This is a genomic window from Desulfobaculum xiamenense (genome assembly GCF_011927665.1).
GTDB classification, from domain to species: Bacteria; Desulfobacterota; Desulfovibrionia; order Desulfovibrionales; family Desulfovibrionaceae; genus Desulfobaculum; species Desulfobaculum xiamenense.
In genome coordinates, this window is the sequence record NZ_JAATJA010000001.1 from 789,933 (window position 1) to 802,263 (window position 12,331).

The window sequence follows — 12,331 nt, forward strand, 5'->3', positions numbered from 1 at the left end:
GGAGTTCGGTTGCCTTCAGCGTCAGGCGGGAGCATGCATAAGGATGGAGCGGTACAGGGCGGCATGTGCCCGCGCCTGCGCCTGTGCCGTAAAATGTTCCAGTACGGTGGCGCGGCACCGCGCGGCCAGCCCCTTTCGCGCATGGCGCATAGCTCTGGCCCACACCAATCCCTTGGCGAGATCAAGCGCATCGTAGGGTTGCGCCAGCCATCCGGTTTCGCGGTGGACAATCATGTCGCCCATGCCGCCCACATCGAAAGCCGCGACGGGAGTTCCGCAGGCAAGCGATTCCAGTGCCACGCTCGGCAGGTTGTCCTCCAGCGAGGGGAGCAGAAATACGTCGGCAAGGCTGTACACGGCGGCGAGCTTCATCTCGTCATCCATGTAACCGAACTCCATCACCGGATACGGCAGGTCCGGCTCGCCACCCGACCACTGACCGAAAATGACCAGCACGGCATTCTCCACGCCGCACTCCGTCTTCAGGGCCTCAAGCGTACGCACCATCTGCCGGAATCCCTTACGATGATTGTGAACGCTGGCTGCGCCAAATAGAATGACGAACGAGTCGGGATCAAGCCCCACCCCGGAGCGCACGGCGTCCGCAGGCCACGGGCGGAACTGCTCCGTATCCAGCCCATTGGGGATGACCTCCACCCGCCGCCCGGCAAACAGCGGACTCTGCGCAGCCAAACGCCCCAGCCAACGGCTGGGCGTCACCACCACAGGGTCGAAGTCAGCATAGGCACGATGACGCACATCCCATGCCCGACGCGACACGTCGTCCTGCGCAGACGAGCCGAGGGCCGGGCATGCGCCGCAGCCCTCGCGCCAGCGTTCGCATCCCGCCGAATAGTGACAGCCGCCGGTGAATGCATTCATGTCGTGCAGCGTCCAGACAACGGGCTTGTCCACCAGCGGACCGAGGTCGGCCGTCCAGTCGATCATGCCCGCAACCCAGTGCAGATGCACCACGTCGGCCTCCGCCACACCGGGCAGATCGTACGGGGAAAGCCCCGAATGCACGTCGGTGAAAATCTCCAGATTACCGGGACGCGCCGGATAGTCATCAAGCATGCTCCGCCAGCGCCTTCCCGCGCGAATCCACTCGTCGGAGACGAAGGTCACGGCCCCATTCTCGCCGGGCAATGCGTGCATGCCGCCCCCCTGCGGCACCGCGACCTTGATGGACGAATCGTCCCCCCGCCGGTTCAACACGCACATGGAACTTTCCACACCAACCCCGAGCAGCGCCCGGTGCAGACGATAGGCCGCCGTGCCCGCACCGCCGTAATGCTGCATGCACACGTGGACGACCTTCATCGCGCGATCTCCTCGGCGCTGCGCGTTTCGGCCCTTGCGAACCACACGCCGTCGCGGTCGATGGGGTGCAGGTCGAAGCGTATGCAGCGCTCGCGCTCATACTCGTGCAGCGCCTTGCTGCATCCGTTCCAGAAGCCGTAGTCGTCCGCCTGAACGAGTCCCTGCGGATGAACGAGATCATAGAGGTTTACGAGGATGTCGCGGGTGGACTCGTACCAATCGCCATCCATGTGCAGGAAGGCGATGGAGCCTATCTCGCCGCGCATCAACGGCAGCGTGTCGCCAAAGAGCCCCTTCACCGGGCGCACGATGTCCGCCACGCCGAGCTTCGCGCAAATCTCGCGTAAGCTGTCCTCGGGCGCGGCGCAGGTGCCCGTACCCCATCCGGTGTCCTCGGCGTGGACACCCTCGTGAACGTCATCAGCCGTGGGTTCGGGCATGCCCTCAAAGCTATCGAAGGAATACAGCACCCGCTCGCGGCGGCTGTAGCGACGGATGACCGAGGCGATGAGCGCGCTGGAGCCTCCGGCGGCCACGCCGCACTCCACGAAGTTTCCGGGCACGTCCTCCTCGCAGATCCGTCGGGCGAGGCGATAAAGCGACTGAAGCCGCGCCTCGGGAACCATGGTGTAGGGCTTCACGGCGGCAAGCAGTTCCGCGAATTCTCCTTCATGGCCTGCGCCCACGCCGCCAAAACCATGACGCCGCAACTGCGCGAGCATTTCACGGGCCTGCGCGTTATCCGGGAAATATCGCAGTTCCTCCTTGAGGGCCTCCACGGCCGAAGGAGCATCGCGCAGGCCGATGAAGGCCCGCGCACGGACGAAATCCATTCCGGGGACCGGCACACGCAGAGACTTGGCGCGGCTCGTCAGACGCAGTGCTCCCGCGTTGTCGCCCGCCGCGACCATTCCGGTCGAAACGCCAACCACATCGCCAAGGAAGGGACGGATGTTGGCGTCGATGAGTTGCTTCGCCGCTGGCGAGGAGTGATCGAAACCATTCAGGATACCGCGCATGGCGTCGAATGACGCTTCAAGGCGCTTGATGACCGGTTGCATGGATACGGACTCCTCAGGGTTTCGTGGGGCCGAGTGCGGAAGCTCCGCCCCCTTTGCGTCGTCGCGCCGCGCTGCAAGGTGTCTGCGGACAATGGTGTCGAAAAGCCGCGCCTTGGCGGACATGGAATGCTCCGCGAGGCAACGCTCGCGCCCGCGCCGGGCAATGGCCTCCCGCTCGTCGGCATGCGCGAGGTAGTAGCGGACCTTGTCCACCAGCTCGCGCTCGTCGCGGAAGGTCTCGATCTCGCGCCCCACCTCGAAATAGCGCGACAGATTGTCGAAATGCTCGGTCAGCAGGAAGGCCCCGCTACCCGTGGCCTCGAAGATGCGCATGTTGGCGCTCTCGCGACCGGCAAGGTCGCGCATGCGGGAGCCATCGGGGATGCCTATGCGCCCGCGCCCGTCAAAGGCAATGCGCCCGCTCGCCAGCGCCCGGTGCATGGCCACGCCATACAGCGGCCCGTGAACGTACGGTTGCAGGTCGGCCGGGATGGCGTGCAGGTCGCCGCTCAAATGAAGCGCGCAGGAAAAACCGCCAGACGGCGCATCCGCCGCACGGCCCAGCGCGGAAAGCAGCGCGTTGCGCCGCCGATGCTGGCCAAGGGTCCATTGCCCGCAAAAGACCACATCCGTCTCCTGCGGGGTGCCCTGTGTCGCCTGCGCGAGAAATTCAGGGAAGCCGGGAGAAAACTCCTCGGCATGCGCCGCGCCCAGACGTACCGCCTCCTCCCGCAATCGCGACAGGCTGGAGAGCATGACATCGAAGCCGCCCCAGTCCGTACCCTGCGGGATATCCGCCGCACGCCAGCCCAGAACGAGCTTCGGCGTGAAGGATAGGGAACGTACGAAGCGCCCGTCAAAGGTGATGGGTTCGGTAAGGTAGAGGATGTCCGGTCGCAGTTCCTCCAACTGCATCCGCGCGATGACGTGCACCCAGTCCGGCCCCTCGGGCAGGGGCAGGCCTCGTTCGCGCATCCACGCCGCCTGCGACAGCGGATCGTTGGCCACGAAGAGATGTCCCTCGTAGCCGAGTTCCCCCAGATGCGGGGCAAGCATGTGGATACCGCTGAATCCGTCATCCACCAGCGCGCGAATCTGCGCAGCGTGGCTCGCTCGGGCCAGCGCAGGCGCACGGGAGTAGAACCACTCCAGATAGGTGGGATAGAAGGTATGCACCTGCGCGATGACCAACGGACGCGATGCGTCGCCGCTCTCCCTGCGCCCTTCCGCCACCTGCGCCGGGGCGCTTTTCCCGCTCACTCGCGGCGTTGCGGGGTGTGCGCTGGCAGGCGCGGTCCGCGACGGGCCGGGGGCGACCTTCTCGGCCACCGCATGCACCTTACGCCGCCGCACCTCCACATCGAAACCGCCGTCCCACATGAACATGGTGTTGACCAATGGGGCACGCAGATAGATGAGCGCGGAAAAGGCCTTTTCCCTTGGCGTTCGCGGCGAGACGTGCATGTCCATCAGGATATCGGAGCGCATGCCCTCGCGGTCCGCGTCGGCATATTCGGTGAAGACCAGCGTGCCATGCACGTTCTCCACCGCCCACAGGTGGTTCGACACACCCGCGCTATTCAGGAAAAGGTCCTTCCCACGCGAGGGCGTCTCAATGTATCCGCGCCGCGCCACGCGCATAAGTTCGCGGCAGGCGCGCTGCGGGTCCGTGGCGTGTTCCAGCACGTGCGAGCAGTAGGCGAAATCGAACTGCCCGTCGGCGAAGGGCATCTTCTCCACCGGGCACTCCGCCACGGGCAGGCCCTCGCGCCGCGCAAAGGCCCTGCCTCCACGCCCCACGGAGCCGTCCGACAGGCTCAGGTCCGCCAGATGCGTTGCCAACGGAAACGGAATGTGCCCGCTGCCAATGTCGAGCACCGCGTCACCGGGCGTGATGGGAAAATCGAAATGTCGCGACTGGTAGAGCGCGAAGCGGCTCCTGTCCTTCATGGCGCAGTAGCAGTCATGACAGGTTGCCAGAATTTCGACATGTGAATCGGGCCATATCTCCAGAAGCTGCTCGAACAGGTCGAAGGCCTCAAGTCTGCGCCCGCGCGAGAACAGCGCCCCCGCCACCCGCAGCCCTTCGGAAAGATCGTCAATGTCGAAGCTGAGCCGATGCCGCACGAAGGGCATGTCACGCATATGGTTCACCTCATCCAAGATACTTAAGCTGAGCCTCGGGCAGGAGGCGTTGCAGCAGGCTGTCCGCGAAGAACTTCACGCCCCAGTTCGGAATGGAATAGGGGCAGTATGGCGCACCCACGGGGTCCGCCCCGGGAAGTCCACCGCGAAGCTGCGCATCGTCCACCCCGTCCACGAGGTGCAGCCGCTTCACGTCGTCCAGCAGGCTATCCGCCGCCGCACGGAATCCGGAGTTTCCCGTCACTACCGACATCTTATACAAGAACCACGCCAACTGCGCGTTCCCTGTCACGCACGACCACGGCACACCGGGCCGCCACTGTGGGTCGAAGGTGGCGGAAACGCCAAAGCGCGAGCCCGTACGCTCGCCTCGTCCCCGCAGCACAATGCCCGCCAAGCGGTCCGCCGCTGCAAGCAGATGTGGCAGCACCACGCCAGCCTCGATGCCGCGCGGCTCCTTGAGCACGATTTCAAGTAGCCCGCCAAGCGCGTAACCGATGAGATGCGTCAGTGGCATATGCGGATCGTGCAGGCTGCAATCTTCCAGCCAGCCGCCGGGCCTGAAACGCGAAACAATCCACTCCACGGAGCGAACCGCCGCGCGTAGCGGCGCATCGTCGCCGGTCAGCTCGTGCAGTTCCAAAAGCGCCCATGCCACGCGGGATTTGTAGGTCTTCGGTCCTGCGTAGGTATAGTTGATCCAGCGCCCGTCGCGTTCAAGGTTGCGCACCACGAAATCCCCGGCCCGCACGGCGCATTCGAGGAATCGCGCCTCCCCGGTGGCGGCGTGCAGGGCCATCCACCCAAGCATGACCTGCCCGGTGTTGAAGACGCGAGGCCGTCTATGGAACACGCCGATCGGCTCGCCCGCGCCGCCGGTCGGCGACTGGATGGCAGCCTCCCAGTCGCCCATATCCACGGCCATATCGAACCATGTCCGATCGCCCGTAATTCGCGCATAGGCGAGGAAATTCGGAATAATGTACCCCGTCGTCTCGGGGTAGGAGACATCCCATTCCTTGCGGTCCATAAAATATGCGGCGCTCACGCCATCATCAGCGGTGGCCCCGTAGGCCCGGCGTAGCCAGTTCATGCATGCGTCGAGGTGCTGACGGTGCGAGAGGATGCGGTTCTCGCGCTCGTTCAGCGCATCCAGCCGACGGCGAGCATTGCCGAGTGCCTGCGCGCCCGGCCCCTCGGACTCGGCGACCTCCTCGAAACTGGCCCGCATGCGCTGGAAGACCCTGTCGTCCGGGGCCTCGGCAAGGAATTCATGAATGAGGCACAGTGCGTCCTCGGGGCGACCATCCCTGCGAATGATATTGAGCGCCGTCAGCGCGGCGGCGCGGTCGGTGATGTCGATGTCGAGAGCATGCAGAATGTCCTGCCAGCCCTGCTCCGCCTCGCCCGAGGCCATACGCGCCGCGCCACGGTCCGCGAAGTGCCGGGCCGATTCGCCCTTCCCCGCGCAGGCCGAAGTTCCTCCGCCCTTCACGGCCTCAAGGAAGAACATCTGCTCCGGGCGGTTGTCGATGCGGTCCACCTCAGGAATGCGGCTGTCGCGATAGTCGCGCTGCTCTATGCACGTGAACCCGGCCCTCTCGAACAGGAGCCGCAGGGACTCGTAGTCGTAGACCTGCTTGCAGTGCTTGGCTCCGGAAAAGAAGCCGTAGAAGAACTCATTGAGCTTCTCGCCGAAGGTCTCGCCGGGAAAGCGCTGCTCCCCGTTGGCCCCAGCCTGGAACCAGAACGTGGTGTCGCGCTCCAGATAGTGGCGGGCCAGCACGTTGAGGTCCTGCGTGGCGAAGCGCGCGATGCCGCCGGGAGCCAACACGCGGTGCACGTCGTTTATGATCTCCTGCGCGCGCTGGCGGTCGAAGTAGTTAATGGCGGAAATGCACGCCAGAACGCCCACGCTGCCGTCGGCGAAAGGCAGAAGCGCACGTTCGAGGTCGAGGGTCACGTCCGCGCCGGGATTGACGTCCACATTCACCCAGCCGTCGAGCAGCACCGGACCGCAGCAGAGGTTGACCTTGAGAAGTTCGGACTCGCGCATGGGGTACCTCGTCAATACATCAGGCACTCGCCCACGCAGAAGTCCGGGGCGTCGCCGTTGATAATGCGTTCGCGAAATTCCCGGTAGTGCGGGGCATTCCAGATATCCATCACATCGCTTTCGAAAATGTTGCCAAAGGTTGTCACGCCGTCGTGGTCGTAGCAGCAGGCAACCACGGAGCCATCGAGCAGGATGGTGAACACGTTGCGCGCGTTGGGACAGGCGCTCATGGCCCGGATGCGCCCGCGTGGCGTAGCGCTACGCCTGCGCTCCAATCCCTGTATTCCCGAGGGCTTCAGGCTCGACCCCTCGCGGATGTAGGGGGCCTTGAACATCGGCTCCAGCCCGATATCCCGACAGAAGGCCGCAAAGAGCGCCATCTCGTGTCTATTGTGCTCGAAGGCGATGAACTGCGGGGTAATGGACACCCCGGTCCCCAGTTCCGCGTTGAAGCGCTGGAGCATCACCAGCGACGCCAGCGCCCGCTCCACCTCGCCCTTCACGCGGTAGGCCGAGTACACCTCCTGCGACACGCCATCTATGGACACGATGATGTCCGTGACGCCCGAGGTAATAAGTTCCCGCGCCTTGCGGGCGTCGAGCGTGTTGCCGTTGGTACTGATGTTCGTGGCCGTGTAGGCCGAGGCGTGGCGAATCATGGCGATGATGTCCGGGTTGAGCATCGGCTCGCCCCACAGGTGCAGATAGAGATACCGGCTGAACGGGCGGATGCGTTCGGCGATGCGCTCGTAGTCGCCGTAGCTCATCATCCCGTGCCGCCGCCGGACCAGCCCGGACCCCACCGCGCATTCGCGACAGCGCAGGTTGCAGCCGAGCACGGTCTCCACGGCGAAGGTAGTGGGCAGCATATCAGGCATTAGTTTCCCCTTGCGTTCCGAAGGCCGCGCTACCCTGCGGCAGGACGGACGAGCCAAGGGAGTCAAGCCATGTTTCAAGATTGAGCACCTGCCACAGGAACATCATGTGATTCTCGCCGGGTGCGCCGCTCGCCACGATGGCCCGGTGCTCCTGCACGATGCGCTCCACCTCTGCGGGATTGTAGATGCCGCGCTCACGAAATGCCCGCCCGCGCACCATGTCCATGAGCTTCTCCCCATCCCGCCCGGCGAACCACACGTGGGCCGGGGCGTTCCAACCAGTCTTGGTCACACGGGTACGCGTCGGCTCCGGCAGGATCGTGCGCATGGCCTCACGTAGCAGGACCTTGGTCACGCCATCGCGAATCTTCAGATCGCCCGGCACGCGGAACATGAACTCCACCAGCCGATGATCGAGGAAGGGATGCACGTTCACCAGTCCCATGGCCGCACAGTTCCGGTCCCCGGCCCGCAGGCAGCAGGGCAGCGTTTCCCGCGTCATGTCCTGCCATGTCCGATTGCCGAGGCATGTCGGCAGTGGATGGTCCATGACCGGCTCGAACGCGGCGAGATCAAAGAAGCCCGGTGCCAACGCACGGGCGTAGCGCTCCATACGCGCACGATCCGGACGGCACAGGCCCGGACGGGCCGGGTCGGTCAGGCGCTCCATGGCTTCGTCGGCAATGGCGCTGCCCTTGCGATACACGGGGTGATCGTGATGACGCACCCAGCCCGCTATCTCGCGGGCCATATCCATGCGCCGTCCGGCGGCGCGCAGGTCCGCAAAGTGATAAATGAAATACTCGTATTCCCCGGCATTCAGCTCGTCCCCGCCAAGACCGCCAAACAGCGACCGGAACCCGTGGCGGGACACCTCCCGACACAGGAGCCAATGCGAGAGCCACGTAGCCGTGGCCACCGGCTCGTCCCCCGCCGCGATCATCTCCCGCACCAGCGCGAACACGTCCGGCGCATCGACCGGCACACGGTGCCAGCGCGAGGCCAGCGCCGAGGCCAGCGGCGCAATATCCGCCGATTCATCGAATGTCGGGTCCGCATATACGGCGGAGAAGGCATGCCGCTGCCGACCGTCCCCATGCACTGCCGCCGCGAGGACCGACGAGGAATCCATGCCGCCGGACAGTGTGAAAGCTGGGCTTTGCGCCTCGCGCACGCGCAGACGCACGGCATCAAGGAACAGGTCGCGGTAGCGCTGCGCCAGCGTCTGTTCGCTGTGGGTGAATTCCGGCGCGTCGGGCAGCGTCCACCAGCGGCATTCGCGCTCGCCCCCGGCCTGCGCACGTAGCGCGCATGCAGGCGGCAACTGGTGCACCGCCGCATAGGGCGACGCAGAGGGATCGTTGTCGAAGGTCCGATAGTGCGACGCCGCAAAGAGCGCGGCATAGGTCCAGTTCACGTCAGTCGGCACGCCGGGCAAATGCGCCAGCGCACCGGGACGCGACGCGAAGGCGAACAGCCCTGCGCTTCGCGTCCAATACAGGGGCCGCACACCGAAGCGGTCCCGCCCGAGCCACAGCACGCCACGCGGAACGTCGAACAGCGCGATAGCGAAATCCCCGTTCAGGCGCTCAAGCGCAGCGGTGAAGCCATGGCGGGCGTAAAGGTCGATGACGAGCGCCGCGTCGTTCCCCTTGGCCCCAAGCTCCTCGCGGTTCACGACCATACCGTCCACGACGGCGAGAACCCCACCGCGTTCGGCGGCATTTGGAGTCTCCACGCCGGTCCACCCGAACGCCGCACGTGCGCCGTTAAGCACGCGCTCGCGTCTGTGCGCGGGAACCCGCACGTTATCCAACATCCCGCGCAGCAATTCATGCCGCGTGGACGCGTCGCCGGGATGGACGATGCCGCAGATTCTGCTCATTTCGCCCCCTTTGTATCCGTGCGCACCGCCACGAAGAAGGTCCAGTAGTGCGGGTGGCCGATAACCGTCTCCGCCCGTCCCTGCGTGCGCCGATCCTGAATCCGCGCGACCTCGAAGCCGTATCCGCGCATAAAGTCCATAAGTTCCGCCGCGTTGTAGGTGTTCACATGCACATTGAGCTTCACGCCGGAATCGAGATGCCTGTCGCGGACGTAGGCATAAACGGCAAGCCCGTCCCACGCCGATTCCCGCAGGATGAGCGTGCGCCGCGCCACCCGCAGCAACCGTTCGAGAGGCCGGTGGTAGTTGTCGATATTGCTCAACACGTTGAGGCACACCACGTGATCGACCTCCCCGGCCATATCCTCGATGCGCAGCACGCGAAGATTCTCCGCCGCAAGGCCGAACTCCGGCATGATCTCGCGGCCAATGGCCACCAGCGAGGATGCGGCGTCTATGCCGACGTAGCGCACGTCCAGCCCGCGCCGGACCAGCGAATGCCAGAACGCCCCGCTACCGCAACCGGCGTCCAGCACGCTGTCCCCAGCCCGCACGTGTGCGGCCAGCAGTTCCGCAGCCTGCGCGTGGCAGGTCATCTCCTCGGCCTCACCCCGGCTACGCGCCGCATAGAGTTCGCGCAGCGCCGCGCTGTGCTCCCATGTGCAGTAGGCCCGGTAGCCGTCGTCGCGAATCACGTGCGCCTCCCGACGAGCATGAAGGCCGATGCCATGAAGTACCCGCGCCAGTCCTCGGGATTCTCCATGGACAGACTGCGCTCCCGAAAGAACTCCGGCGCGACCTCGGCCAGCATGGGCGGCAGGCAGTGGAAATGGTAGAACAGCGTGCGCACGTCCGCGAAGCCCGCTTGCTCGAAACGCATCCGCAGTTCCAATGGGTTGTGCGTGCGCGAGAGCACTTCGTCATAGCCCGGCTCGCCCCCGCGCCCCGTGCGTACCGGCGGCAGGTCCGTACGAAACATTGACTCCAGAGCGTCAAACGCCGCGCACAGCGCCCCGCTCTCGGCCCCAGCCTCGCGCAGGGTCTCGTCACGGCGGATGAGCCGGTCCATGAAGAAATCCCGGCTGTAGCGATTGAGGGTGAACAGAGCGAAAAGCTCGTTTCGCGCCTCCACCACGGCCAATCCGCCGGGCCGCAGCGCATCGCACAGATTGGCGAACACCGCATCCTCCGTGCCTTCGGGGATATGCGGCAAGACGCCCACGCACACGGCGGCGTCGAAGGCACGCGGCCCCCCGTCCGGAGCGCGGAAGGCTGCGGCGTCGAGCACACTGCCCTGCCAGAGATTGCGGACGGGCACCCCGTCGCGCGCGAGCACGCGCCGCGCCTCGGCGACCATCTCCGGCGTGAGGTCGAAGCCGTAGAGGTCCATGCCCATGTCGGTGACGTCACGCAGGAACGATGCCGGGCCGCAGCCCGCGTCGAGTAGCGTGCGCCCCCCGCCCCCGGCCAGAAGCGAGCGCAGGATGTCCCGGTGCACGGGCGGATACGCGGCCGCGCCGGAATAGTAGTCCTCGTAGTAACTGTCGCTCCACGTGGCGTAGCAGGCCTTCACCGCATCCTCAGGCGAACGCATCAGTCCTCCCCGCCCCGCGAGGGGGCACGGGCGCGCGGTCGAGGACGGACGGACGCGTCAGCGCCACCAGTCCCTTGTCCTCGAAGCGGCCCAAATAGTCGTGAAGCCTCGAAAAGTCCACGTCGAACTCCTCGGCGATGTCGAAAATGGTCCTTGATCCGTCGAAATATCGCGGCAGGCGGTCCTGCATGGCCCCAAAACGCAGTTCCTCCGGCGACAGGCCCTTGTCCACCACCGGGTCCGGGCGCTCCACGTACAGGCCGTAGCGCGGGTTGGACAGCGCCACCAGACCGGTAAAGCGCCGCGTCACCACGCGGTCCTCCTCCAGCACGTCCACCATGGCCTCCAGCGCATCCACCGCCGCATCCAGCCTGTCGCGCCGGATGATGTCCAGACTGTCGCGGCTGGTGTGGTATTCCGGATACGGCCACCGCGAGAGGGAAATCATCGGTATCTCAATGCCCGGAGCCTCCCACACCGTTTCGTCGTTGCCGACCACGCTTCGGAATTCGCCCTCGCCGAAGTCAGGTTCCAGCGCGCCGAGGACGTGGCGCGCCACGCGGTCCACGAGGGAATCGCCGTGGAAGCTGCGTTGCAGCACCAGCGGCCCGGCGGTCCCAAGCATCTCCGCAAACACGCCAAGGCGTATGGACCGCAACCGCTCTTCGGACAGTGAGGCGGTATAGAACACCGTCCCCACATGCTCCGGCGCGAACACGAACAGATAGGACCAGTGCCGTCTGCGCCGCGAGAGCCTCTCGAAGAGATCGACCAACGCGAAGACCCCGGCCATGTCGTCGTTGGCCTGCCGGGGGTGGCAGGTGTGGGCGTTGAAGACCACCGTCCGGTCGCTCTCGCCGGGCAGAAAGGCCTCGCCCACCAGCATCTCGCCCTCGGCCAATTCAGTTTCGAGGCGCACTTCGTAGTCACCGTCCGGCCAAGTGGCATACTCGGCATACGGCACGCAGAATCCCCAATGCCGCTGCCACGGGCGGTAGTTGTACATGGAGTGGAAGGCGTAGGCGTCCGGGAAATCCTTGCGGTGGAAGACGTGCGCATCGAGTTCGGCCTTGGGAATCGTCCCCGCGAAGGACGAGGAATACCCCGCCACCGCCAACGGATGGCAGGTGCCGTCGAACACCGTGCGCCCGCCGTGGCGTATCTGCGCCCGCTGGACGCGCCAGTCGTGCGGGACCACCCAGCCGTTGTGCTCCGCCCCACTCGGGAAACGATGCACGACAAGGGGCACCCGCCGCGAGAGCAGCTCGAACAGCCGCGCGTTCTCGCGGCGACTCACGCCAATGTCCAGCCCCATGGCCTGCGCGAAGAGATCGTAATCCACCATTTCAATACAGGGGGTAGATATCGCCGTCCTTCGGCCTATTCCGC

The 12,331-nt window shown here is 65.4% G+C and carries 8 protein-coding genes; all 8 read right to left on the reverse strand.

The window, feature by feature from the left end; translation table 11 throughout:
- Positions 1–21 precede the first annotated feature (21 nt).
- From GGQ74_RS03610 to GGQ74_RS03645, 8 genes are read right to left on the reverse strand one after another with little or no spacing between them, the layout of a single operon-like run.
- The gene (locus tag GGQ74_RS03610) at positions 22–1,323 is read right to left on the reverse strand and encodes a glycosyltransferase family 4 protein (RefSeq protein WP_167940160.1); all 1,302 of its coding nucleotides are present in this window, start codon (positions 1,321–1,323) and stop codon (positions 22–24) included.
- Entirely contained in the window at positions 1,320–4,529 is a 3,210-nt protein-coding gene (locus GGQ74_RS03615; protein WP_167940161.1) for a TylF/MycF/NovP-related O-methyltransferase, read from the reverse strand. Before GGQ74_RS03615 ends, GGQ74_RS03610 begins: the two co-directional genes overlap by 4 nt.
- A gap of 10 nt (positions 4,530–4,539) precedes the next feature.
- Complete coding sequence (locus tag GGQ74_RS03620; protein ID WP_167940162.1) at positions 4,540–6,585, reverse strand: methyltransferase domain-containing protein; 2,046 nt, start codon at positions 6,583–6,585, stop codon at positions 4,540–4,542.
- A gap of 11 nt (positions 6,586–6,596) precedes the next feature.
- The gene (locus GGQ74_RS03625) at positions 6,597–7,463 is read right to left on the reverse strand and encodes a radical SAM protein (RefSeq protein ID WP_167940163.1); all 867 of its coding nucleotides are present in this window, start codon (positions 7,461–7,463) and stop codon (positions 6,597–6,599) included.
- Positions 7,456–9,348 carry an asparagine synthetase B family protein gene (locus GGQ74_RS03630; protein ID WP_167940164.1) on the reverse strand — a complete coding sequence of 631 codons (1,893 nt, stop codon included), beginning with the start codon at positions 9,346–9,348 and terminating at the stop codon, positions 7,456–7,458. The genes GGQ74_RS03625 and GGQ74_RS03630 overlap by 8 nt, the downstream gene beginning before the upstream one ends.
- Positions 9,345–10,043 (reverse strand): methyltransferase domain-containing protein, encoded by a 699-nt coding sequence (locus GGQ74_RS03635; RefSeq protein WP_167940165.1) that lies wholly within the window; start codon positions 10,041–10,043, stop codon positions 9,345–9,347. Before GGQ74_RS03635 ends, GGQ74_RS03630 begins: the two co-directional genes overlap by 4 nt.
- Positions 10,040–10,942, reverse strand: a complete 903-nt coding sequence (locus GGQ74_RS03640; protein WP_167940166.1) for a class I SAM-dependent methyltransferase — start codon at positions 10,940–10,942, stop codon at positions 10,040–10,042. Before GGQ74_RS03640 ends, GGQ74_RS03635 begins: the two co-directional genes overlap by 4 nt.
- Positions 10,929–12,287, reverse strand: coding sequence for a DUF4910 domain-containing protein (locus GGQ74_RS03645; RefSeq protein WP_167940167.1), 1,359 nt, complete (start codon positions 12,285–12,287; stop codon positions 10,929–10,931). The genes GGQ74_RS03640 and GGQ74_RS03645 overlap by 14 nt, the downstream gene beginning before the upstream one ends.
- Positions 12,288–12,331 lie beyond the last annotated feature (44 nt).